The following is a 24,460-nucleotide window of genomic DNA, read 5'->3' on the forward strand; positions in this document are numbered from 1 at the left end:
CCGACCAGCGGGCACGGTGGAGGTGACGGGGCCGTCAGCTGCCCCGATCCGATGCGACGGCGATGACCGTTCGCCCCTCCTGTCGCCTCCCACGTGTGCTCGTACGCGGGCCGACTGTCCGGTCTGCCCGTCATCCGACCGCGAACCGAGAATCCACGAGGAGTTCCGCCATGCTCACCATGACCGACAACGCTGTGCTCGTCATCCGTGACCTCGCCAACCAGCAGGACGTCGCCCAGGACGGCGGGGTCCGTATCGCCGCCGACACCGAGGCGGGTTCGCTCACCGTGGAGTTGGTGCCCGAGCCGGCGCAGGGCGACCGTGTCGTCGACAACCAGGGTGCCCGGATCTTCCTGGACGAGGATGCCGCCGAGCTGCTCGGCGACGCGTCGGTGGACGCCACGGTCGATGACGAGGGCATCATCCAGTTCGGCTTCACCGAGAAGCAGTAGCAGCGGCCTCACCGAGTCGTTCGCCCCCGCTGCGGCGGACCCGGCCGGGGGTGCCAGCTCGGCGCGATGTCGTCGTCCGGGCGCGACAGCGTCGCGAGCACGTACGCCAGGTGGTGGGAGGTGCTCCACGCCGTCCAGTTGGCGGCCGAGCCGGCACCGGCGCCCCGACGGGCCCGGCGCAGCAGCTCGTGGTCGCCCCAGGAGAAGGCCGCGCCGGTGCTCGGCCAGTGCGGCGCGGACACGAGCGTGCGGCACAGGTCGGCGAACCGTTCCTCGCTGCGGCCACCTCGCCGCGCCCAGCGGTAGACCCACCAGCTGCCGTCGTCGGTGTATCGCACCGTCGGCAGCCGGTCACCGGGGTCGCCGGTGCCGGGCACGGCCGGGTGGACCCCGTAGTCGCCGTAGTCGACTCCGACGTCGGCCAGTCGTTGCCAGAGCTGCCAGTCCCAGCGGTCCAGCCGGATCGGCTCGTCGGTGGGCAGCCGGGACAACGTCGGTGGCATCCCGCCCGCCGCCACCGTCACGGACCGCCAGGCGTGCCGGCGCGCCCAGTCCAGCAGGCGACGCACCCGCGGCTCGGCTGACCGCACATCCGCCGGGCAGCACACGTCTCCCGCGTCCACCAGCAGGTCGCACTCCTCGGGGGCGAGCTCGGTGCACCGCCAGACCCGTTCCACGGCGGTGGTGCTCCGGTCCGGCCCGGCCCGGTCCTGACCGGCCCGCAGGCGGACCAGCGCCCGCCGGCCGTGTGCCCGCGCCGCCGCTCCGTGCGCGGCCAGCCGGTGGTCGCTCTCCGCGAGCCCGATCACCGGCATCAGCGGTACGTCCCAACGGCCCAGTTCCGTCGCGGGGGTGTCGGGCAGCGCGCTGACGTCGACGGCCGGCAGGAGTCCGGGTGGTAGCCGGCGGAGAGTGTCCATGGTGGACCTGTCGGTCGTGCCGACCTCCAGGATCGGGGCGACCAGTGCGGCTGCTGTGGAGTCGAGGTGGCTCAGAGCGTCCAGCTCGCCTCGTCGGCAGGCGAGAATGGGGCGGTAGACCGGTTCCGCCGCCCGGCTGCCGTTGGCGGGCACCATACTTCAATGTAGCCAGGCATGCGCATGTCTCACAGCGCGTGGGGTCGTAATTCGGCTGCTCCGCTGTCGGCTCCGCGACTACGCTTTCCCGATGCTCACGCCAGCCCACCGTTACCGATCCGACGACGAGGACAGCGCCCGGTGGGTCGGATTTCCCTTCCGCGACGGCGACATCGTGATCAGCACCCGCTCCAAGAGCGGCACCACCTGGATGCAGATGATCTGCGCGCTGCTGGTGCTGGGCACCCCGGAGCTGCCGGCGCCGCTGAACGTGCTGTCGCCGTGGCTGGACTGGTTGGCCGAACCGCAGGACGCGGTGTACGCCCGGCTGGCCGCGCAGCCGCACCGGCGGTTCATCAAGACGCACACCCCACTGGACGGGGTGCCGTTCGATCCCCGGGTGCACTACGTGGTGGTGGCCCGGCATCCGCTGGACATGGCGGTCTCCCTTTACCACCAGGCCGGCAACCTCGACCGGGTACGCCTCGCCGAGCTGACCGGCCAGCCCGCCCCGACCGGGCCGCCGAGGAAGCGTCTCCCGGTGGAGCAGTGGTTGCCGAGCTGGGTCGACCGGGAGGTGGATCCGCGTACCGACCTGGACTCGTTGCCCGGGGTGATGCTGCACCTGCGTGACGCCTGGGCTCGTCGACACGAGCCGAACGTCGAGCTGGTGCACTACGACGATCTGCGGGCCGACCTGGGTGGTGAGATGCGGCGGCTCGCCGACCGGTGGGGCATCCCGGTCGCCGTCGAGCGGTGGCCGGAGCTGGTCGAGGCGGCCACCTTCGGGCGGATGCGGGAGCGCGCCGACCGGCTCGCCCCGGACACGCTCGGCGTGCTGCGCGACCGCCGGGCCTTCTTCCGCCAGGGCGGCTCGGGGCAGGGGCGAGAGCTGCTGGACGCGTCCGCTCGGGCCCGCTACCAGGAGCGGGTGTCGGCGCTGGCCCCACCCGACCTGCTCACCTGGCTGCACCGCTAGTCCCCGGCGCCCAGCCCCCTGTCGATCATGGAGGCCAGCGCGGCTCACAAGAGCGCGCGGCGCCGCTCGACCGTGGTCGAGCGTCGCCGCGCTCTGGCCGTCTCCCACCACCGCAGCCGTTCGGCGGTACGCCGGCGGGGACCTGGCTCGACCGGCTGTTCGTGCCGGTCCTCGTCCTCGATCCCCGGTCCGCCCGGATCCAAACCTGCCGACCGTGGGGAATTCCACCATTCGCGAGTCCCGGCGTGGCGCGCTGCCGAACGGGGTATGAGCGTGGGCATGGAACATTTCACGATCGCGACTGTCGCCGAACAGAGTCCGGATTTCCGGCGGGTGCTGTGGACGGGTGAGCACAGCCAGTTGGTCATCATGACCATCCCCGCCGATGGAGAGATCGGCGAGGAGGTGCACGAGGACATCGACCAGATCCTGACCTTCGTCAGTGGCGTCGGTGAGGCCCGGGTCGCCGGCTCCAAGCGGAAGGTCGTCGCGGGCGACCTGGTCGTGGTGCCGGCGGGCACCAAGCACAACTTCGTCAACACCGGCCCCAACCCGCTGGTGCTGTACACGGTCTACGGCCCGCCGGAGCACGCCGACAAGGCCGTGCACAAGACCAAGGAGGAAGCCGACGCGGCCGAGGCGGCGGGCAAGGACGAGCCACCGACCGACTGACCGGCCCGCTGGCGGCCTGATCCGGGTCGATGCGGGTACCCCCGGCGGGTGGAGCAGCAGCCGCCGATCTCCGACTACGGGTTCCTCTCGGACTCCCGTTCGGGGGCGTTGGTCGGCAAGGACGGCTCGATCGACTGGTGGTGCCCGCACCGGTTCGACGGGTCGGCCGTGTTCGCGCGGCTGCTCGACCCCGGAGCTGGCCACTTCCGGCTGGCGCCGGTCGGGGTCGGCGGCCCGGGGTTCCGGGTGGAGCGCGCGTACCTGCCGGACACGTTGGTGCTGCGGACGGTGCACCACACGCCGCACGGCAGTGTGGCGGTCACCGATGCCCTGGCCGCCGAGGTCGGTGCCCGCGCCCACGAGCTGGGCAGAAACTCACCCGCCGTGCTGATCCGGGTGGTCGAGGGGCTGTCCGGGCGGGTACGGATGTCGCTGGACTTCGCGCCCCGCCCGGAGTACGGCCTGCTCACGCCGTACCTGCACGAGCAGCCGGACGGCGGGGTGCTGGCCGGTGCCGGCCCGATCGTGCTGGTGTTGCGCGCCGGGGGTCTGCACCTGCGGGCAGGTGCCGACCGGGTGACCCACGAGTTCGAGGTCTCCGCCGGTCAGGTGGTCGGGATGGACGTGGCCTTCGGTGCGGCGTACGGCGACCCGCCGGCCCGGGTGGACCCGCTGACCACCCTCGCCGAGACGACACAGGCCTGGCAGGCGTTCCGGGAGACACACGGGTATTCCGGCCGCTACCCCGAACTCGTCAAGCACAGCTCGACCGTCCTGACCGGCCTCACGTACGCCCGCAGTGGCGCGGTCGCCGCCGCGCTGACCTCCTCGTTGCCGGAGCAGATCGGCGGCGACCGGAACTACGACTACCGATACTCCTGGCTGCGGGACTTCTCGTTGACGATGCGGGCGCTCTGGGTGGCGGCCTGCCCCGACGAGACGTCCCGGCTGTTCGCCTGGGCGACCCGCTCGATCGGCCGGTTCGGCGACGAGCCCGTGCCGGTGCTCTTCGGGCTGGAGGGGGAGCGCGACATCTCCGAGCATCACTGCAATCACCTGCGCGGCTACCACGACAGTCGACCCGTGCGGGTCGGCAACGACGCCTGGCGGCAGCGGCAGCTCGACGTGCCGGGTGAGGTGATGTCGGCGGTGTGGCGGCTGCGCGACTACCTCGGCACGCGGTTCGAGGACGAGTTGCGGGAGATGGTGCTCGGGCTGACCGAGCAGGTGGCCGCGACGTGGCGGATGCCGGACCGGGGCATCTGGGAGACCCGCGACGAGGAGCGGCACTACGTCTCGTCCAAGGTGTCCTGCTGGCTCACGATGGATCGGGCGGTGGGGCTCGCCGACCGGCTCGGCGATCGGGCCGACCCAGGTCGCTGGGCCACGATCCGCGACGAGATCCGCGACACCGTGCTGCGTGAGGGGTGGAATGAGCGGATCGGGGCGTTCACCGGCGCGTTCGGGTCGGCGGAGCTGGACGCCTCGGTGCTCGCCCTGCCGGTCACGCACTTCCTTCCGGCCACCGACCCGCGGATGCGCTCGACCATCGCGATGGTCGAGCGCGAGCTGGGCACCGAGGATGGACTGCTGCGGCGGTGGACGACCGATCCGGCCGGATTCCTGCTGTGCTCGTTCTGGCTGGTGGAGTGCCTGGTGATGACGGGTGAGCAGCAGCGGGCCGAGGCGCTCTTCGAGCGGGTCGTCGGGCATGCCAACGACGTGGGTCTGTTCAGCGAACAGGTCGACCTGGCCACCGGTGCGCACCTCGGCAACATGCCGCAGGCGCTCTCGCACATCGGGCTGATCAACGCGGCCTGGCGGATCACCCAGCCGGACAGCTACTGATCACCCCGAAATCCTGCAACAGACCTGCAAACGCCAGGCATTGACGTCGATGCGTGCGCAGTCCTAGCCTCGAAAGAGCGGGAAAGCCCTTTCCCAGGGCCTTTGATCCCGCTTCACCCCGCTTCGGGCCCGGGCATCCGACGGGGGCGCGCACCGATCCCAGGCAACGGCCGAACGCCGTGCCGACACGTCCCCGAGTGGGCGCCGAGGGATCGCCACCACATGCGTCAAGGAGGACAACTGTGCAGAAGAGACGACTCCCCGGCCGCCGACCACTACTCCTGGCGGTGGGCGCCGGCGTGACCGCGGCGGCCCTCACCGCCGGCATGACCTCGGCCTTCGCGGCCACCGTCTTCAGCGACGACTTCAACGACGGCAACACCTCCGGCTGGTCCAAGTCGGGCGGCACCTGGACGGTCGACGGCTCGGGCGTGCTCAACCAGTCCAACGCCGGCAGTGAGCTGGCCCGGCAGTTCGCCGGCCAGACCAGCTGGACCGACTACTCCGTACAGGCCCGGGTCAGGCCGGCGAGCTTCGGCTCCTCCAGCGCCCTGGTCGGGCTGGCCGCACGGTCGACCAGCAGCACCAAGATGTACCGGCTGGCCCTGCTCGGCTCCGGGCGGGCCGAGCTCCAGGCAGTCAACGGCAGCAGCGTCACCGCGATCGGCTCGGCGGCGCTGGGCGTCGGCACCGGCACCTGGTACACCCTGCGCATCGAGACCAGCGGCAGCACCATCCGGGGCTTCGTCAACGGCACGCAGATCGCCTCCGGCAGCAACAGCCTGGCCGGCGCGGGCCGCATCGGCCTGGTCACCGCGTACGCCAGTGGCGGCTTCGACGACGTGACTGTCGACTCGTCCGGTGGCGGCACCCCGACCACTCCGCCACCGACGACCACTCCGCCACCGACCACGCCGCCGCCGACCACCACGCCGCCGCCGTCTGGCTGGCCGACGCCGACCAGCAGCCAGAAGGTCGACGCCACGATCGCGGTCTCCGGCACGTTCGACGGCGGGCTCAAGCGCTACTACGGCATCGGCGACGGCGGGCAGAGCGAGAGCCAGGACCCGATGTTCGAGCTGGCCGCCGGCGCCACCCTCCGCAACGTGATCATCGGTGCGCCGGCCGGTGACGGCGTGCACTGCGAGGGCAACTGCACCCTGATCAACGTCTGGTGGGAGGACGTCGGTGAGGACGCGGCCACTTTCCGGGGCGGCACCACGTACACCGTCGACGGCGGGGGCGCCCGCTCGGCCAGCGACAAGGTCTTCCAGCACAACGGCTCGGGCACGGTCCACATCAAGAACTTCCGGGTGGAGAACGCCGGGAAGCTCTACCGGGCCTGCGGCAACTGCTCGACGTCGTACCAGCGGCACGTGGTGATCGACAACGTGATCGTCCGGGACACCGACGCGATCGCCGGCATCAACACCAACTGGGGCGACACCGCCCGGTTCAGTCGGATCACCATCATCGGCGACCCGGACCGGGAGACCTCGATCTGCGTCAAGTACAAGGGTGTGCCGAAGGGCAGTGAGCCGACCGAGATCGGCGAGGGCGCCGACGGCGTCAACTGCCTCTACTCACCCTCGGACATCACCTACCAGTAGATCGACACGGCGGCACCCCGCGGCCCGCAGGGGCCGCGGGGTGCCCGCGCGTTCAACCCATCAGAGGTACGCCGGACACGTCGACCGTGTCCGGATACTTCAAACCGGCACCGGTGTTGAGCACCACCACCCGTTCGCCGGCCCGGATCCACCCGCCGGCGCGCAGGTGCCGGGCCGCGGTCAGACAGGCCGCCCCCTCCGGGCAGAGCAGCAGCCCCTCCCGGGCGGCGAAGTCCCGAAGGTCGGCCAGGATCTCCGCGTCGTCGACGGCGACGGCCGTGCCGGAAGACTCCCGCAGCGCCGCAAGGATCAGCTCGTCACCCAGCGGCGCCGGCACGGTGATGCCGAACGCCACAGTGTGCGCGTCCACCCACGGCTGCGCCCGATCCTCGCCGGCCGCGAACGCCCGCACGATCGGCGCGCAGCCGGTCGACTGCACCGCCACCAGCCGGGGCAGCTTGTCGCCGATCCAGCCCAGCTCGCGCAGCTCGTGCAGCGCCTTGTGGATGCCGATCAGACCGACACCGCCGCCGGTCGGGTAGATGATCACGTCCGGCGCCTGCCAGCCGAGCTGCTCGACGATCTCGTACCCCATCGTCTTCTTGCCCTCGAGCCGGTAGGGCTCGCGCAGCGTGCCGGCGTCGAAGATCGACCCGTTGGACGCGGAGATCAGCTCGGCGACCCGCCGACCGGCGTCGCTGATCAGCCCGTCCACCAGGCGCAGATCGGCGCCGGCGGCGACGCACTCGCGCCGGCAGATGCTCGGCGCGTCCAGCGGCATGACGATGGTCGCGCCCATCCCGGCCCGCGCGGCGTACGTGGCCCAGGCCGACCCGGCGTTGCCGTTGGTGGGCATCGCGATCCGCTCGACGCCCAGCTCCCGGGCCCGGCTCACCCCGACCGCCGCGCCGCGCGCCTTGAACGAGCCGGTCGGGATCAACCCCTCGTCCTTGACCATCAGGTCCGTGATGCCGATCTCGGTGCCGTACGCCGGGGTGCGCAGCAGCGGCGTCCAGCCCTCGCCGAGCGTCGTGACGTGCCGCGGGTCGGCGACCGGCAGCAGCTCCCGGTAGCGCCACAGGTCGGCCGGGCGCAGCGGAAACCGTTCCGGGGTGACCGCCTTCGCCACCGCCGGCAGGTCGTAGCGGGCGAGCAGCGGGGAACCGCACTGGCAGAGGTTCTGCAACACCTCGGCCGCGTACTCCCGCCCGCAGCGCGGGCAGTCCAGGTGGGTCAGGTACACGTCGCTCCTCGCCGTCACACCGCGTCGACGCTCAGCCAGCGTCGACTGCGCCGCCCCGGCTCGTAGACCGAGTCCAGCCGCTTGGCGACCACGCCCGGCAGATCCTGCTCCTGCCCGGCGCGCAGGGCCTCGTCGCCCGCGCCGGGGAACCACGGCGGAGTCTGCCAGTGCGCACCGGCCGGGGCCAGCCCATCGAGCAGCTCCCGGCGTTGCGCGTACGGCACGTCGACGCTGCTGACGCCCTCCAGCCAGAGCAGGTCGACGATCAGGTACTGCGCGCCGGCGGGAACCCGGCTGCCGGTGCTCTGGCGGACCGGACGCACCCGGCCGGCACCGTCGATGCGCACCAGCACACCGTCGAGCACCGCCTCGGTGGGCGCGAGCGCCTCGGCCATCGCCCGCAGCCACGGATAGCCGCCGGTGATGTCCTCGTCGGTCTCGGAGAGCAACCGCAGTCGCCCGCCGGAGACGTACGCCATCGCCCGGAGCCCGTCCCAGCGCAGCTCGTACCCCCAGGCGGCGCGGTCGCGGGGGAGCCTGGCGGCCGGCGTGGCGTGCATCGGGCGGACCAGGTCGGGCATCGGTGTCCAACCCGGCGGCGCCGCGTCGGTGCGTCGGACCATCCAGTCCCGGCCGCCGGTGGCAAACAGGACGTAGCGACCGGCGGTCCGGTCACCGGAGAGCGTCACGATCACCTCGTCGTCGCGCCACTTCTCGCACCGGTAGGTGCCCCGGTCGTGGATCAGCATCCGGCCGCCGCCGTACTCGCCCGCGGGGATGTCGCCCGAGAAGTCGAGGTACTCCATCGGGTGGTCCTCGGTGTGCACGGCGAGGTGGTTGCGGCCCGGGTCGCGGGGGAGGCCACGCGGCACCGCCCAGGAGGCGAGCACCCCCTCGTGCTCCAGGCGCACGTCCCAGTGCAGGCTGCGGGCGTGGTGCTGCTGGATGACGAAGCGGCCGGCGTCGGTGTCGGTGCCGGCCGCCGTGGGGCTCTGCTCCGGCACCGGCTCCGGCGTACGGGCCGCGTCCCGTCGTCGCCGGTACTCCTCCAGCCGGTCGGTCACACCCGCATTCTCCGCCAATCCGGACCACCGCGCTGGATGCCGGAGTGTCCGGTTCGCTCGGCGGCCGGGGGCGCGGCGGGGTAGAACGGACCTCATGGACCACACCGACCAGCCCACCGCCCTGCTCCCCGGTGACGTGCGGATGCCCCTGCTCGGCTTCGGCACCTGGCAGGCCACCGGCCAGGCGGGTTACGACGCCGTGTTGGCCGCGCTCGACACCGGGTACCGGCACCTCGACACCGCCACCATGTACGGCAACGAGCGGGAGGTCGGCCGTGCGGTGCGCGAGAGCGGGCTGCGCCGGGAGGACGTCTTCATCACCACCAAGCTCCCGCCGGACCGGGTGGGCCGGGAGCGCGCGACGTTGGAGGCCAGCCTGGAGGCGCTCGGCGTCGACCAGGTGGACCTCTGGTTGATCCACTGGCCGCCGTCGTCGACCGCGGACAGCATTCCGCTGTGGCGGGAGCTGCTGGCCGCCCGGGACGAGAACCTGGTTCGGGCGGTCGGTGTGAGCAACTACAGCACCGGGGAGATCGACGAGCTGATCCAGTCCACCGAGGAGAACCCGGCGGTCAACCAGATCCGGTGGAGCCCGTCGCTGTACGACCGGCAGCGGCACGCCGAGCACCGGGACCGGGGTGTGGTGCTGGAGGGCTACAGCCCGTTCAAGACCAGCGACCTGAGCGACCCGGTGCTGACCAGGATCGCCGGCGCGCACGGTGTCTCGCCGGCGCAGGTAGTGCTGCGCTGGCACATCGACCACGAGATCGTGGTGATCCCGAAGTCGGTGACACCGGAGCGGATCACCGCCAACTTCGACGTCTTCCACTTCTCGCTGACGGCGGAGGAGATGCGCGACATCGACGCCCTCGGCGAGGTCTGAGCCGGCGGTTTCCTTCACTCCGTGACTCGGCAATGAAGGGTATCGACATCGACGTACGGGACGGTATACCGTCCCCGTCATCACGATCGTCGATCCGTTCGTGCCCCCCGTCGCTGGAGGATCGCCATGACCCGCTCACCATCCATTCGTCTGCGTCGCCGAGGGGTGCTCGGCATCCCCGCCCTGGTGGTCGCCGCACTGACCGTCGTCGCCCGACCCGCCCAGGCCAGCGCCGCGCCGAAGGCCGAGTGCCTCGCCGACCTGCTCCAGGACGCCTGATGGCCACCATTCCCTGGCTGGTGGACGTGCTGCGCGGTGCCGGGGTCCAGGTCGTCGTCGAGGGCGACTGGCTGAACCGGATGCGGCCCGGCTCCTTCGACCCGATCGGGGTGCTCTGGCACCACACCGCCGCGACCTCCAGCGCCAGCAACCCGCACCCGGCGCTCGGCATCTGCATCAACGGCCGGTCGGATCTGCCCGGCCCGCTCTGCCAGGCGCTCGTCGACTACAACGGTGTCTTCCACGTCATCTCGGCCGGCCGGTGCAACCACGCCGGGACCAGCGGCGGCAGTGGGCCGATCCCGGCCGGGGACGGCAACACCCTGATGATCGGGTGGGAGATCGACTACAACGGCGTCAACCAGGAGATGACCGCCGCGCAGTACAACGCCTCGATCGCCGCCACCGCCGCCGTGCTCACCCGGCTCGGTCGGGACAGCAGCTATGCCCGGGGGCACCGGGAGACCAGCACCAGCGGCAAGATCGACCCGTCCTTCATCGACCTGAACGTCATGCGCGCCGACGTGGCGGCCAAGATGTCGGGCGGCGGGAACCCGCCGGCGTGGTCCTCCATCGTGGACAACACCACCGCCGGTCGGTTCACCGCCAGCGCCAACTGGGGTGTGTCGACGTACTCCGGGCAGCGGTACGGCGCCGACTACCGCTACGCGGAACCCGTCGCGGCCAGCGACGTCGCCTGGTACAGGTTCAACGTCCCGGCGACGGCCAACTACCGCATCGATGCGTGGTGGCCGGCGACCTCCGGCTACAACAGTGCTGCCCCGTACGTCGTCTCCACCACGACCGGCAACCGGACGATCATCGTCGACCAGCGGGCCACCGGTGGGCAGTGGCGATCCCTCGGCACGTTCACGCTGCCGGCCGGCGACGCCAACCGGGTGGGCGTGAGCCGGTGGAGCAGCGCGACGGGCCTGATCGTCGCCGACGCCGTACGCCTCACCCGGGTCTGACCTCGGCTGTCCACGCTTGATCGACTCGACTTCCCGGAAGTCGGGGTGTCCGGGTGCGACGACGCCCCGACTTCCGGGAACTCCGAGTGGATCAGAACCGTGTGCCGAGTGTCGGTGGATTGATCTAAGGTCATCACTCCACCTCAGTAAGGGAGCACAGTGATTCGCTTTCGCACCATCCTGGCCGTTGGCGTCACCACCGCCGCCACGGTCGCGCTGGTCGCCGGCCCGGCGCAGGCCGACACCGTCAACCGGACCGCCCACGCTCACTTCGACGGCGGCGATGGCAGGATGTTCGTCGACGTGACCCGGCCAGCGGTCGGCGACACCGTCGTCGACGTCGAGTGGCAGCAGAGCGTCTGTGCCGTCACCGACGGCGTGCGCGGCTGCGACAACGTCACCCGCCGCGCGTACGACGTGCCGGTCACCCGCTTCTCGTTCTCGTTGACGGGTGCGAACCTCACCGCGACGGTGCCGTACCAGGAGTCTCGGCAGCATTGCGACTTCGTCGACGGCGACGAGATCTGCAGTGAGTGGCAGGAGAGCACGGGCAGCACCAAGCTCAAGGTCACCTGGGTTGCCACCGACGAGCCGCTCCGGCGCGAACGGTGGACGGGTGAGGACGGCAGCGTGCACATCAGCACGTCCGCGTGGACGACCGTCTCCGGCAGCGGCTTCGGCAGCACCTACGACGACCCAGCTACCAGCTTCGGCCAACTGTCCCGGACGCGGACCATCCCGCCGGCCGCCTGAGCAGGTCCAGCACTGACAGACGCTGCGGGGGCGTGACCGTTCAGGTCACGCCCCCGCAGCCTGCTGATGGCCCTCAGTTCCGTGAGCAGGTGGCCCCGTTGAGCGAGAAGCTGGTCGGGGACGAGTACGACCCGCTCAGCGTCCCCTGATAGCCGAAGCTGGCCGTGCCGCCGGGTGCGACCGACCCGTTGTGGCCGGTGTTGCGGGCGGTCACCGTCGACCCGCTCTGGCTCACCGTGGCGTTCCAGGCGTTGGTCACCTGCTGCCCACTGGGCAGGCTGTAGGTGAGCGTCCACCCGTTGATCGCGCTGGACCCGGTGTTGGTGATCTGCACGTCGGCCGTGAAGCCGTTGTTCCACGAGTTCGCCGTGTACTTCACCGCGCAGGCCGCGCCACCGCCCGGCGGCGGGGTGGTCGGCGGCGGGGTGGTGGGGTTGCCGCCACCGTTGACGTTGGCCGAGAACGACGTCACGGCCAGGCCGACGCCGCCCTGCCAGGGCTCGAAACCGGCCTGGATGCTGGTCAGGTACCAGGAGTTGGTGATCGCGCCACGGTTGCGGACGTCGTTGATGAAGTCCAGCACGCTGAAGTTCAGGCTGGAGATCGCCGACGGCGCGACGTAGGAGATGACGTTGTTGGAGCCGTTGCTGCCCCGCCAGACCTCCCAGGTCCGGCCGGCCAGATTCGTCGTGCCGACCACCGAGCCGATGGGCTGGATCGGGCCCTGCCGGTTGAGCCAGATCATGATCTCCATCTGGTTGACCCCGTCCCGCTTGGGTGACGGGTCCAGCCAGATGTCGTACGACGCGTTGTAGGTGGCGCCGCTGACGTACCGGTAGGAGATGCTGCTGGTGGCACTGCTGATCTGGCTCACCTGGATCGGCAGGTTCGTGCCGGGGGAGCAGTTGGTGTAGTGACAACCGAAGAACACCGAGGGGTACGCCGTCGGCGCGCCGTTGGTGGGGCTGCTGCCGTTCTGGGTGGTGATCTCGAAGCCGTTGTTGGTGACGTTGATGCACTGCTGGGCGGTGGTGCCCCAGCGGTTGTTCTGCACCACGTAGCGGCCCTGGATGGTGGTCGAGCCGTACTGCTCACAGATCAGGGTGTCAGCGGAGGCGTTGCCGCCGAGGGCCACGGCCACCAGTGAGCTGGTGAGGAGGAGCCCGGCGACGGCCAGGGCCCGAAGTTGACGTTTCATGACACTCCTTGACTCGGCGCGTGCCGGGCGCCGGATGTGGTGGGGCTGTGCGGGAGCGCTCCCACGCTCAATGACACATTCACATGTCTGAAACTCATCCGCAACCGCGCGCGTCAAACTGGTGAATTGTGAGGATTGCCACCACCCGCCGGACGGCTGCCGCTCGACGGCCAGCTAAGCGACGCGCGCCGCCGACGAGCGCCGCCGAGACGGCCGATTGGGGCCTGGTGTGGGCGAATAGCTCCGAGTAGCGTGTTGCCTCCAACGCGTGCCGCTCCCCCTCCGGAGGCGTACACCACCATGGGTGGCTCCCCCCTGCGCATCCTCGTCGTCGGCGCGGGCATCGCCGGCCTGGCCGTGGCCCGGGCGCTGCGCCTGGCGGGCTTCCGGCCGGACGTCACCGACAGGCTGCCGCCCGGGGAGTCCACCGAGACCGGCCTCTACCTGCCCGGCAATGCCGCCCGTGCACTGCACCGGCTCGATCTGCACGACCCGGTCCGTCCACTCGGGCAGGTGATCCACCGGCAGCACTTCTTCGATGCCGCTGGTGCGAAGCTCTGCGACGTCGACCTCGACACCCTCTGGGCCGGCGTCGGCGAATGCCGGGCGCTGCCGCGGGCCGACCTGCACCGGGTGCTGCTCAGCGGGGCCGGCGGCGCCGTCCGCCACGGCGCCGAGGTGCGCACCCTGGACCTGCTCCCGGGCGCCGTCGGTGTCACCTTCACCGACGGCACCACCGCGGAGTACGACCTGGTCATCGGCGCCGACGGGCCGCGTTCCTCGGTGCGGGCCCTGGCCGCGCTCGGTGGACCGCCGCGCCCGGTCGGGCAGGTCGTCTACCGGGCGGTGCTCCGCGACGGCCCGCCGGTCGCCGAGTGGACCGCCCTGCTCGGCCAGCGCTCCGGGTTCCTGATGGTGCCGATCGGTGCCGGGCGACTGCACCTGTACGCCGACGAGGCCGGCACCGAGGAGCCCGCCGAGCCACTGGCCCGGCTGCGCGAACTCTTCGCCGACTACCGCGGCCCGGTGCCCGAGGTGTTGGCAGCGCTCGACGAGGTGCACGTCGGGATCACCGACGAGGTGGAGCTGGGCCGCTGGTACCGGGGGCGCGTCCTGCTGATCGGTGACGCCGCGCACGCCACCGCGCCGACCCTGTCGCAGGGCGCGGCGATGGCACTGGAGGACGCCGTGGTGCTGGCCGAGTCGCTGCGCGCCGCCGGCAGCGTGGACGCGGCCCTGGTGGCGTACGAGAGTCGTCGCCGACCGCGTACGCGCTGGGTGCGCGACCGGACCCGGGACCGCAACCGCACCAGGGACGTGCCGCCGGCGCTGCGCGACCCCCTGCTGCGCGGACGCGGCGGCCGGATCTTCGGGGAGCACTACCGGCTCCTGCTCGGCCCGCTGTAGGCCCGTAGTAGATCGTGTCACGCCACCCCACGCGGCGCTGCGACCTGCCGGGGACTATCCTCCTTGCGGATGACGGCCCGCCGATAACCAGCGTGTGCCGAGCGGGACAACCGAGAACCGGAGGCCACTCGTGACCACCGTCGCACCCAAGCCGGTCGTGACCCGGCCCTGGCCGGTCCGGGAGCCGGTCAAGGGGTCGGCCATCGCGCGGCTGCTGCGAACCACGGACGCGAAGCAAATCGGGATCATGTACATGGTCACCGCGTTCGTGTTCTTCATGGTCGGCGGCCTGATGGCCCTGATCATGCGGGCTGAGCTGGCCCGGCCCGGGCTGCAGTTCCTGTCGCCCGAGCAGTACAACCAGCTCTTCACGATGCACGGCACGATCATGTTGCTGTTCTTCGCGACGCCGATCGTGTTCGCGTTCGCGAACTACATCGTGCCGATCCAGATCGGCGCACCCGACGTTTCCTTCCCCCGACTGAACAGCTTCGCCTACTGGCTGTACCTGTTCGGCGGCACGATGGCGACGGCCGGTTTCATCACGCCTGGTGGTGCCGCTGACTTCGGCTGGTTCGCGTACGCGCCGCTGAGCAGCGTCGAGCACTCGCCCGGCGTCGGCGCCAACATGTGGGTCATGGGTCTGGCCATCTCCGGCCTGGGCACCATCCTCGGCGCGGTGAACATGATCACGACGGTGCTGACCCTGCGTGCACCCGGCATGACCATGTTCCGGATGCCGATCTTCACGTGGAACATCCTGGTCACCAGCCTCCTGGTGATCCTGGTCTTCCCGCTGCTGGCCGCCGCGCTGTTCGCGCTCGCCGCGGACCGCATCCTCGGCGCCCACGTGTACGACCCCGCAACCGGCGGGCCGATGCTCTGGCAGCACCTGTTCTGGTTCTTCGGGCACCCCGAGGTCTACATCGTCGCGCTGCCGTTCTTCGGCATCATCAGCGAGGTCATCCCGGTCTTCTCCCGCAAGCCGATCTTCGGCTACAAGGGTCTGGTCGCCGCGACCGTCGCGATCGCCGCGCTCTCGATGAGCGTCTGGGCGCACCACATGTTCGCCACGGGTCAGGTGCTGCTGCCGTTCTTCAGCTTCCTGAGCTACCTGATCGCCGTGCCGACCGGTATGAAGTTCTTCAACTGGATCGGCACCATGTGGCGGGGCCAGATCAGCTTCGAGACGCCCATGCTCTGGGCGGTCGGCTTCCTGGTCACCTTCCTCTTCGGTGGTCTCACCGGTGTGCTGCTGGCCAGCCCGCCGATCGACTTCCACGTGTCGGACTCGTACTTCGTGGTGGCGCACTTCCACTACGTGCTCTTCGGCACGATCGTGTTCGCGGTGTTCTCCGGCATCTACTTCTGGTTCCCGAAGATGTTCGGCCGGATGCTCGACGAGCGGCTGGGCAAGATTCACTTCTGGCTCACCATGATCGGCTTCCACACCACGTTCCTGGTGCAGCACTGGCTCGGTAACGAGGGCATGCCCCGTCGGTACGCCGACTACCTGCCCAGCGACGGCTTCACCACGCTGAACATGATCTCCACGATCGGTGCGTTCATCACCGGTATCTCCACGCTGCCCTTCATCTACAACTGCTGGAAGTCGTACAAGACCGGCCCGGTGGTCGAGGTGAACGACCCCTGGGGTCACGGCAACTCGCTGGAGTGGGCGACCAGCAGCCCGCCGCCGCTGCGCAACTTCGACCGGATGCCCCGCATCCGTTCCGAGCGGCCGGCGTTCGACGAGAAGTTCCCGGAACTGGCCGCTGGCGGCCAGAGCCTGGCCGGCCCGCCGGAGGGCGGCTCCAAGCCGCTCACCAGCGAGTCGGACGGCGGGGCCAGCTACCGCGAGGACACCGGCAGCGACATCGACCGGCACTGACGCTCAACCCAGCTGTACGACGGGCGCCGCCCCCGGGACCACCGGGAGCGGCGCCCGTCGCCATGTCCGGACAGACCTGCCCAGGCCTGGCCTGTCTGGTCGGGCCTGGCCTGTCTGGTCGGGCCTGGACCGGCCGTCTGGGCGGCCGGCATCTCGGGCCCCGCACCGTAAAGCGCTATACCTCTGAGGCATATTTATGACTCAGAGGTATAGCGGTCAGCAGCATGCGTGCCACCAGCGGTCCGTCAGTGGCAACTGACAGGGCGCAGATCACCGATGCGGCGGCGCTCTCATCAGACGGCCTGGCCACTACCGAGGCACCGGGCCGCCGCCCGAGGCGCCGGGCTAGCGGGCCATCGCACCGCCGGTCCGCGGTGTGGGTGCAGCCGTCAGCGGGCGGTGGGGGCGAGGTCGGCCTCGACGGGCTGCGCGGGGTTGGCCGCGTCAGCGGTGCGGCGGCGGCGTAGCTCGATCGGGAGCACCACGAGGGCGATCAGCGCGCCGAGCGCTCCGGTGACCACGAAGCCCCAGAGTGGCGAGCTGGCGTCGATCACCGCGCCGGCGAGCGGCGCGCCGACCGCGATGCCGACGGTGACCGCCGACCCGTGCAGCCCCATCGCCTCACCGCGTACCTCGGCTGGGACCAGGCGGCTGACCGCGTCGGAGCCGGCCGCGATGGTCGGCGCGCAGAGCGCGCCGGCCGGGATCAGCGCCAGGCACAGCAGCCACCAGTGCGCACCGCCCAGCCCGACCGGGATGGTGCACAGGGCGAGTGCGGCGGTCAGCGCCAACGGGGAGAACGAGCGGTGCACGGCCCCGTAGGCGAACCCGCCGAACAGCGAGGCGACCGCCCAGATGGCCAGCACCGCGCCGGTCCAGCCGACCTCGCCGCTGGCGCGCAGCACGGCGACCACCGCCACGTCGGTGCCGCCGAGCACCAGGGTCGCGGCGGCGCTGAGCGCCAGCACGGCGAGCAGTCGGGGGGTCAGCCACTCCCGGCGAGGCACCCGCCGCGGTGGGCCGCTGGGCTCGGTGGCTCCCCGGATCGGCGGGTTGACCACCCACAGGGCGATCCCGGCGGCGACGATGCCGCCGCCGACCAGGTACATGGTGGTCTGCGCGGAGATCGCGGTGACCAGGGCCACCGCCAGCGCCGGCCCGATCATGAAGGACAGCTCGACCGACATGGAGTCCAGCGCGTACGCCGGGCGGCGCTGCGCCTCCGGGACCAGCGCGGCGATGGACTGACGGACCACGGAGAAGATGGGCAGGGCCAGGGAGCCGGCCACGAAGGCGGCCGGCAGCAGCAGGGGGTACGGCAGCGTGGGCGCGGTGGACCAGAAGATCGCCTCGGCGATGCCGGTGACCACCAGGACCGGGCGCAGGCCGCGACGGTCCACCAGTCGGCCGAGCAGCGGCCCACCGATCGCCGCGCCCACTGTGACGGCCGCGCCCACCAGGCCAGCGGCCCCGTAACCGCGATGAAGATCGAACACCACGTGGAAGGTCAGCGTCACCCCGGTCGCGGTGAGCGGGATGCGGGCAAGGACGGCGACCAGCAGCAGCGACCGCAGGCCGGGCAGGGCGAGCGCTTGCCGGTAAGGCTTCATGTTCACGTGGGTCCGTACCTCCGGCGACATCCTCGACCGGAGGTGGCCCGTTGGCCAACCAATTACGCCCTCATGCGGCCCTGATCACAGGCTGGCCGTGCAGGGTCACCCCGGCGCCGTCCATCGCGCGCAGCGCCACGTCGGTGGTCGCCGGAGCGACGGCAGCGGTCAACTCGAGCAGCACGGTGGTGGCGAAGCCCTCCCGGGCGGCGTCCAGCGCGGTCGCCCGGACGCAGTGGTCGGTCGCGATGCCGACCACGTCGACCTGATCGACGTCGTGCCGGCGCAGCCAGTCGGCCAGGCACTCGCCGTCGTCGGCATGCCCCTCGAAACCGGAGTACGCCGCCGCGTGCTCGCCCTTGTGGAAGATCGCCTCGACCCGGCCGGTGTCCAGCTCGGGGTGGAACTCGGAGCCGCTGGTGCCGACCACACAGTGCCGGGGCCAGGACTCCACGAAGTCCGGCGGATCGCCGAAGTGCGCACCCGGGTCGACGTGGTAGTCCTTGGTGGCGACCACGTGGGACCACCGGTCCGGCTCGGAGGCCAGCAGGCGGGAGATGCCCGAGGCCACCCCCGCGCCGCCCGCGACGGCCAGTGAGCCGCCCTCGCAGAAGTCGTTCTGCATGTCCACGATGATCAGAGCGTTGGCCATTCGGGGTTCCTCTCGTGATCCGGCCTGCGCGGGCGGTCTGGGTCGAGGTCAGTCGGAGGGTACGACGGTGACCGGCACCGCCGGGTCGCCGGCCGAGAGCTTCAGCCCCTCCCACGGGATGGAGATCAGGCACTCGCGCAGGTGCTCCCGTGATTCGTCGAGAGAGGGCAGCGAGACCGGCTCGCCTCCCACCACGTACGAGCGCTGGAGCATCCGGTCGTTGGGCTTCCGGTCCGGCACACCCTGCGGGACGATGATCTCCTCGGTGGCGGTGCCGGTCGGCTTGTGGCGGCGGACCGCGACCTTCCGGCCGCCGATGGTGGCCTTGTGTTCGGAGCGCTTCACCACCGGGCGTCCCTCGACCTCGACGAGCTTGTAGACCAGCCCGGCGGTCGGCGCACCGGAGCCGGTGACCACGGCCGTGCCGGCGCCGTACATGTCCACCGGTTCGGCGGCCAGCGCGGCGATCGAGTACTCGTCGAGGTCACCGGAAACAATGATTTTGGTTTCGGTGGCGCCCAGCGAGTCGAGCAGCTCCCGGGACTGCTGGGCGATCACCGCCAGGTCACCCGAGTCGATCCGTACCGCCCGCAGCTCGGGCCCGGCCACCGCGATCGCGTTGCGGATGCCCTGGCTGATGTCGTACGTGTCGACCAGCAGCGTGGTGTCCTTGCCCAGCGTGGCGACCTGCGAGGCGAACGCCGCCCGCTCGTCGTCGTGCAGCAGGGTGAACGCGTGCGCCGCCGTGCCCGCCGTCGGGATGCCGTAGCGCTCACCGGCGGCGAGGTTGGAGGTGAACCGGAACCCGGCCAGGTACGCGGCCCGCGCCGCTGCCACCGCCGCCTCCTCGTGCGCCCGACGCGACCCCATCTCGATCAGCGCCCGGCCCCGCGCCGCGGTCACCATCCGCGCCGCCGCTGCCGCCACGGCGCAGTCGTGGTTGAGCACGGAGAGCGCCACTGTCTCCAGCACCACGCACTCGGCGAAGCCGCCGGAGACGGTGAGGATCGGCGAGCCGGGAAAGAACAGCTCACCCTCGGCGTACCCGTCGATGTCGCCGGTGAAGCGGTAGTCGGTGAGCCAGGCCGCGGCCGCTTCGTCGACCACCCCGGTCCGCAGCAGGAAGTCGACCTCGGTGGGGTCGAACCGGAAGTCGCGGATCAGCTCGATGAGCCGGGCAGTGCCGGCGACCACGCCGTAGCGGCGGCCACTCGGCAGCCGGCGACTGAACACCTCGAAGACACACCGGCGGTCGGCGGTGCCGTCCTTCAGTGCGGCGCTGACCATGGTCAGCTCGTAGTGGTCGGTCAGCAGCGCGGGGCGGTGGGTGCTCACCGCCCCAGCCTAAGGTTCAGCCCGCGTCGCCGCCGTCGTGGCCCGGGATCGAGCGCAGCGCGGCCCACAGCTCGGCGCGACCGGTCACGCCGAGCTTGGCGTAGATGCGCTGAAGGTGGTTCTCCACGGTGCGCGCCGAGAGGTAGAGCCGCTCGGCGATAGCCCGGCTGGGTGCGCCGTGCGCGGCGAGGCGCGCAACCTGCCACTCCCGCTCGGTGAGCACCGGCGCGCCCGCCTGCAGTGCCGGCGTGCGAATCAGGTCACAACGCCCGAGCAGCCCGGCCAGGCGCTCCCGGGCATCGTTGGCCGCGGGCGAGTGCTGCCGGCGCAACCGCTGCACGGCCTGGGAGGTGGCCTCCGCCGCGAACACGGTCAGCTCCAACGCGGCATAGTCGTCGGCGACCGCGAGCAGATCGGTGGCGGAGTCGGTCACCGCCGCGTGGGCGTGCCGGGCCAGCAGCGGCGGAAGCGCCCCGTCGACCCGTTCGGACAGCTCGGCGAGGCGCTGCGCGGCCGTACGGCGGCCACCGTCGGAGCAGGTGGGACCGACCGGCATGCCCGCCCGGTCCAGCCGCACCAGGTCGTGCAGGACGTGCACCTCGTGCCCGGCGAAACCATCCGATCGCAGCCGGTCGACCAGGTCGCCGAGGTGCTTGACCGCGCCCGGCAGGTCGCCCGACGCGGCGAGCGCCGCGCCCCGGGCCTGCTCCAGCCACGGGTAGAGCACCGCCATGCCCGGTGCGTGGGTGCGGTCCGCTTCGGCCATCGCCGCGGTCGCCTGCGCCGAGTCGCCGCGCAGCGCCGCCGACTGGGCGCGCTCGGCCTGGGCCAGACCGGCGTAGACCCGGCTGGTGGCCAGCACCGCGCAGGCGCCCAGGGAGGTCCGCATGGCCGCGTCGCTCTGCCCACGCATCCGGGCCGCGTACGCCTGGAGGATGGCCAGGTAGCCGGTGCCGAGCCGGAAGTCGCCGGCACCGGCGAGGTCGGCGAACTCGTCGGCCACGATCGCGTCGATCCCGGCCAGGTCACCGGTGAGCATGAGCCTGGTGCCCCGGGCCAGTTCGAGTGCCAACTGCAGGTACGGCATGTCGGTGCGCCAACTGCCCGCGGCGGAGTGCACCTGGGCGATCGCCGTACCGCTGCGGTTGAGCTGGCCCTGTGCGGCCTGGACGTACGCGATGGTGGATCGGGCCAGCTCGCGGGCCGCGACGCCGGCCGCCGGCCGGTCCAGTACGCGTTGGCTGAGCCGCACCGCGGTCGTCGTGTCGAGCCCGTGCAGGCGCATGATCGCCTCGAAGGCGTGCACCCGGGACTGGTCCGCGGAGTCACCGAGCTGCTTGACCCGGCTGGCGATCTCCTCCACCGTGGACTGCCGGCTCAACCCCCAGTAGCTCACCATCCCGCGCACTGTCAGCCAGCGGCAGAGTCGCCGTTCGTCGCCGGGCTCGGGGGGCACGGCGTCGAGGACGTCGATCGCCTCCTCCGGCCGGTCGGCGAACATCAGGATGGTGGCCAGCAGCTCTGCGGCGTCGGAGCCGCCGTCGGCGTTGAGCGCGGCGCGTGCCAGGCGGGTGGCCAGCGGCACGTCGTAGCGGGTGAAGGCCTGCACCGCGGCATCGAGCAGCATGGCCGGGTCCTGTGCGGTGCCCGAGTCGAGTCGCCAGACCGCCACCCGCAGCAGGTCGTCGCGTCGGCGCTTGCCGACCTGCTCCAGCAGCTCCGCGAGGTGCGCCTGCAGGCGGCGGGTGCGGCTGACCGGGCAACGGCGACGCATCACCTCGCCGTAGAGCGGGTGGGCCAGCCGGACGTTGGTCCGCCGGTCGTGCTGGATCACGCTGATCAGACCGCGTTCCTCGGCGGTCTCCACGTCTGCCTGGTCGGCGGCCTGCTTGAGCAGGTGCAGACCGAGTGGTTCGCCGAACGCCACCAGCTCGACGACTGCGCGGACGCCGTCGGTGAGCTTGCCGACCCGGGTGTCGATCAGGTCGGTCAGGCTCGGCGCCAGCTCCAGTCGGCCGGTCCACTTCCAGATGCCGTAGGTGCGCTTCAGCTCCGCGCTGCCGGTGGCGGCGTGCACCAGCTCGCGCAGCAGCAGCGGGTTGCCGGCCGACAGCTGGCCGAGCCGGTCGGCGGAGCCGGCGTCGACCGGGCCCTCCAGAATGGCCGCCAGCAGGCCTGCGGTCTCCTCCGGTGGCATCGGGGTCAGCTCGACGTGCTCGACCAGATCATCGGTCCAGAGTGCACGGATCGGCAGCGGGATCTGCTCGCCGTCGCGCAGGGTGCCGAGCACTGTGGCGTTCTCCGCGCGGGCGACGAGGTGCACCAGCGCCGCCGAGGGCGGATCGAGCAGGTGGGCGTCGTCGATGGCGAGCACGATGCGTCGGCCGGCCGCCTGCTGTTGCAGCAGGTTGAGCGCCCAGCGCAGGATGCCGGCGGGGGAGAGGCCCTGGGGTTGCTCGGCGGGGAGCACCTGCACCAGCCCGCCGAACGGCAGCGCGGCGGTGGTGGCGCTGGCCGCGATGGACCAGATCGCGAACCGGTCGGTGGGCAACGCGTTCACGCCCTCGCGCAGCAACCGGCTCTTGCCGATGCCAGCGCTGCCGCTGAAGAAGAGCCCCCGGCCGGCCTCACCGGTCACCGCTGCCAGCAGGCGGTTGAGCTCATCCGTCCGGCCGACGAACTCCCATCGACTCATCCGGGCAGCATATCGATGAATTCCGTCCGCGCCCGCACCGTCACCGAACGAAGTTGAGTAGCCGCACAATTACCGGTGAGTATCGGAGGTGTTCCGCCCGGTCGTCGGCTCGCCCGTAGTCTTCCGACATCTGACGATGCTCCACCGGAATGTTCACGCGACCGGGCAACCCGGTCACCTGCAACGGGAGGCACCTGATGAAGCAGGGCCCTCTCCCCTCGGTCGACTCGCCGGACGACACGACCGGCCCGACCGACCTGCCGAGTTGCGGCCCGCTGCCCACGCGGGTCGGCGTGACCGGTCCCGCACCGGAGGAGCCGCTCGGCGTGGTCGCCGTCGGCCCGGCCGGTGCCGAGCGGCGCGCCGTGCTCGCCACCCTGCTCAAGCTCGACCCGGTGATGCTCACCGTGCCGGCGGGCAGCTGGTTGGTGGTGCGCAACGCCAAGGTGCCCACCCGGGCGGCGTTCGTGCCCGGTTACCGTCAACCGCACTCGTACGGCGCGGACCGGGACGCCGCCGGACCGGCGTTGGCCCGTCCGCCCCGACGGGTCGAGCTGAGCGTGCCCGAGCCGCTGCTGCGGCACTTCACCCTGATCGACGTTCCGGACACCGCCACGCTCGGCGCGGCCGGCAACCGGGTGCTGCTCGAAGCGGTGGGCCGTGCCGGTGCGCTGCTCTTCGTGATCGCCGCCGACCAGGCGTTCACCGCCACGGAGCTGAACCTGCTGGCCGAGGTCGCCCCGACCTCGGTGGAGGTCGTCTTCGCGGTCACCCCCGGCGCGGCCGGCTGGGCCCCGCTGGCCGACGGCGCGGCGACTACGGAGGACGCGGGGGCGTCCGTCCCGCCGGCCGGGAGCGGAGCGACGGAGGCCACCGCTGCTGCGGTGACCGTCGCGGCGCACCGGGCGGCGCTGCTGGCGGCGGTGCCGGCGCTGGCCGGCGCACGGTGGTTCCCGGTCGACGACGCCGACTCCGCCGCCGATCTGCGGCGGGCCCTGGTTGGCTGGTCGTCGCGGGAAGGGCTGCAACGGGCCAGTGTCAACCCACCGGTGCTGCCGGGTCAGCACGACCGGATCGCGGTGGCCGCCGACCCCGGCGACTGGTCCGAGCGGCTCGACCGGCAAACCCGCTCCTGCGCCCAGCGGATCCGCCAGCACCTCGCCCTGGAGCTGGCGAACATCCACCTGCGGGCGGTCCAGGAGATCGTGTTCGGGGTCGGCTGCGCCGGCCTTCCGGATCTGCTCGACCGGGAGATGGCGGCGTTGTCGTTGTTGGCCACGGCACAGTGCGACCAGGCCGTGCGCGGCATCATCACCGACGTCGCGGGCCGGGTGCTCGCCACGCCGCCGACCGAGGGCGTGCGCCGGCGGATCGCCACCGCCGTGCAGTACGGCCTGGTCGACGACCGGCCCGGCCAGGAACTGGACAAGGTGCTGCTGATCACCAGCACAGCCGGGGTCGCCGGGCTGACCGGTCCGGAGGCGATCGACGCCCTGTCCAGCTACCCGGCGGCGGCCCGTTCCGAGGTGCTCCCGCCGGTCGCGGTGGCGCTCTCCGGCGGTTGCTGGCAGCAGTGGCGTACGCCCGGCAACAACGACCACAGCGCGGCGCGGGCCTGGTCGCAGCGGGCGGTGCGGGAGGTCGAGCTGGGGTTGTCCCGGGAGATCTCCCGACGGTTCGAGGTGATCCGCCTCTCGCTGGGCGCGGTGCTCTCCGATGCAGTCGATCACGGCATCCTGCTCGCCTGACGGCGTGGCGACCCTTCGGTTGCGGTCCGCCCCGCACCGCGCGCCGGACGGCGTCCGGGGCGAGTCAGGGGTGCCCGGGATGGGCGATCCACGC

At 71.6% G+C, this 24,460-nt stretch carries 20 protein-coding genes; 12 read left to right on the forward strand and 8 right to left on the reverse strand.

All coding sequences use genetic code 11. The features are described from left to right. Positions 1-170: 170 nt before the first annotated feature. On the forward strand, positions 171-452 hold the full coding sequence (locus HNR22_RS24775) for an adhesin (RefSeq protein WP_179782354.1): 282 nt from the start codon (positions 171-173) through the stop codon (positions 450-452). An 8-nt stretch (positions 453-460) separates the two neighbouring features. Here HNR22_RS24775 and HNR22_RS24780 read toward each other — a convergent pair whose 3' ends face one another. After that, positions 461-1,528: a beta family protein gene (locus HNR22_RS24780; protein WP_179782355.1), complete on the reverse strand. Its 1,068-nt coding sequence runs from the start codon at positions 1,526-1,528 to the stop codon at positions 461-463. Between the two features lie 91 nt (positions 1,529-1,619). On the opposite strand from HNR22_RS24780, the gene HNR22_RS24785 reads away from it, so the two are divergent. The 4 genes from HNR22_RS24785 (at position 1,620) to HNR22_RS24800 (ending at position 6,637) form a co-directional block, all read left to right on the forward strand. Then, complete coding sequence (locus HNR22_RS24785) at positions 1,620-2,507, forward strand: sulfotransferase domain-containing protein (protein ID WP_179782356.1); 888 nt, start codon at positions 1,620-1,622, stop codon at positions 2,505-2,507. Between the two features lie 279 nt (positions 2,508-2,786). Further along, positions 2,787-3,179 (forward strand): cupin domain-containing protein, encoded by a 393-nt coding sequence (locus HNR22_RS24790; RefSeq protein ID WP_179782357.1) that lies wholly within the window; start codon positions 2,787-2,789, stop codon positions 3,177-3,179. 48 nt (positions 3,180-3,227) lie between these two features. Beyond that, positions 3,228-5,027 (forward strand): glycoside hydrolase family 15 protein, encoded by a 1,800-nt coding sequence (locus HNR22_RS24795; RefSeq protein WP_179782358.1) that lies wholly within the window; start codon positions 3,228-3,230, stop codon positions 5,025-5,027. Between the two features lie 242 nt (positions 5,028-5,269). Then, positions 5,270-6,637, forward strand: coding sequence for a pectate lyase (locus HNR22_RS24800; RefSeq protein WP_179782359.1), 1,368 nt, complete (start codon positions 5,270-5,272; stop codon positions 6,635-6,637). Between the two features lie 52 nt (positions 6,638-6,689). Here HNR22_RS24800 and HNR22_RS24805 read toward each other — a convergent pair whose 3' ends face one another. Continuing rightward, a complete protein-coding gene (locus HNR22_RS24805) occupies positions 6,690-7,880 on the reverse strand; it encodes a threonine synthase (RefSeq protein ID WP_179782360.1) in 1,191 nt (396 codons plus the stop codon). A 14-nt stretch (positions 7,881-7,894) separates the two neighbouring features. Beyond that, positions 7,895-8,944: a DNA polymerase ligase N-terminal domain-containing protein gene (locus HNR22_RS24810; protein WP_179782361.1), complete on the reverse strand. Its 1,050-nt coding sequence runs from the start codon at positions 8,942-8,944 to the stop codon at positions 7,895-7,897. A 94-nt stretch (positions 8,945-9,038) separates the two neighbouring features. Between HNR22_RS24810 and HNR22_RS24815 the strand changes: the two genes are divergently transcribed. From HNR22_RS24815 to HNR22_RS24830, 4 genes are all read left to right on the forward strand, one after another. After that, positions 9,039-9,827: an aldo/keto reductase gene (locus tag HNR22_RS24815; RefSeq protein ID WP_179782362.1), complete on the forward strand. Its 789-nt coding sequence runs from the start codon at positions 9,039-9,041 to the stop codon at positions 9,825-9,827. A 126-nt stretch (positions 9,828-9,953) separates the two neighbouring features. Beyond that, complete coding sequence (locus HNR22_RS24820) at positions 9,954-10,106, forward strand: hypothetical protein (protein ID WP_179782363.1); 153 nt, start codon at positions 9,954-9,956, stop codon at positions 10,104-10,106. Beyond that, entirely contained in the window at positions 10,106-11,077 is a 972-nt protein-coding gene (locus HNR22_RS24825; protein ID WP_179782364.1) for a golvesin C-terminal-like domain-containing protein, read from the forward strand. Before HNR22_RS24820 ends, HNR22_RS24825 begins: the two co-directional genes overlap by 1 nt. Positions 11,078-11,236: 159 nt before the next feature. Next, positions 11,237-11,830, forward strand: coding sequence for a hypothetical protein (locus HNR22_RS24830; RefSeq protein WP_179782365.1), 594 nt, complete (start codon positions 11,237-11,239; stop codon positions 11,828-11,830). Between the two features lie 73 nt (positions 11,831-11,903). On the opposite strand, the gene HNR22_RS24835 is transcribed toward HNR22_RS24830, so the two are convergent. After that, positions 11,904-13,028, reverse strand: coding sequence for a glycoside hydrolase family 12 protein (locus tag HNR22_RS24835; protein ID WP_179782366.1), 1,125 nt, complete (start codon positions 13,026-13,028; stop codon positions 11,904-11,906). A gap of 300 nt (positions 13,029-13,328) precedes the next feature. On the opposite strand from HNR22_RS24835, the gene HNR22_RS24840 reads away from it, so the two are divergent. Beyond that, on the forward strand, positions 13,329-14,435 hold the full coding sequence (locus tag HNR22_RS24840; protein ID WP_179782367.1) for an FAD-dependent monooxygenase: 1,107 nt from the start codon (positions 13,329-13,331) through the stop codon (positions 14,433-14,435). 130 nt (positions 14,436-14,565) lie between these two features. Next, entirely contained in the window at positions 14,566-16,326 is a 1,761-nt protein-coding gene (gene ctaD, locus HNR22_RS24845; protein ID WP_179782368.1) for an aa3-type cytochrome oxidase subunit I, read from the forward strand. A gap of 389 nt (positions 16,327-16,715) precedes the next feature. On the opposite strand, the gene HNR22_RS24850 is transcribed toward ctaD, so the two are convergent. From HNR22_RS24850 to HNR22_RS24865, 4 genes are read right to left on the reverse strand one after another with little or no spacing between them, the layout of a single operon-like run. Next, the gene (locus HNR22_RS24850) at positions 16,716-17,966 is read right to left on the reverse strand and encodes an MFS transporter (RefSeq protein WP_179782369.1); all 1,251 of its coding nucleotides are present in this window, start codon (positions 17,964-17,966) and stop codon (positions 16,716-16,718) included. A 40-nt stretch (positions 17,967-18,006) separates the two neighbouring features. Beyond that, a complete protein-coding gene (locus HNR22_RS24855) occupies positions 18,007-18,588 on the reverse strand; it encodes an isochorismatase family protein (RefSeq protein ID WP_179782370.1) in 582 nt (193 codons plus the stop codon). 48 nt (positions 18,589-18,636) lie between these two features. Beyond that, entirely contained in the window at positions 18,637-19,923 is a 1,287-nt protein-coding gene (locus HNR22_RS24860; protein WP_179782371.1) for a nicotinate phosphoribosyltransferase, read from the reverse strand. 16 nt (positions 19,924-19,939) lie between these two features. Then, positions 19,940-22,618: a LuxR C-terminal-related transcriptional regulator gene (locus tag HNR22_RS24865; RefSeq protein WP_179782372.1), complete on the reverse strand. Its 2,679-nt coding sequence runs from the start codon at positions 22,616-22,618 to the stop codon at positions 19,940-19,942. Between the two features lie 197 nt (positions 22,619-22,815). Between HNR22_RS24865 and HNR22_RS24870 the strand changes: the two genes are divergently transcribed. Continuing rightward, on the forward strand, positions 22,816-24,366 hold the full coding sequence (locus tag HNR22_RS24870) for a P-loop NTPase family protein (RefSeq protein ID WP_179782373.1): 1,551 nt from the start codon (positions 22,816-22,818) through the stop codon (positions 24,364-24,366). The last annotated feature ends 94 nt before the right edge of the window (positions 24,367-24,460 follow it).

This window comes from Micromonospora jinlongensis (genome assembly GCF_013410645.1).
GTDB classification, from domain to species: Bacteria; Actinomycetota; Actinomycetes; order Mycobacteriales; family Micromonosporaceae; genus Micromonospora; species Micromonospora zamorensis.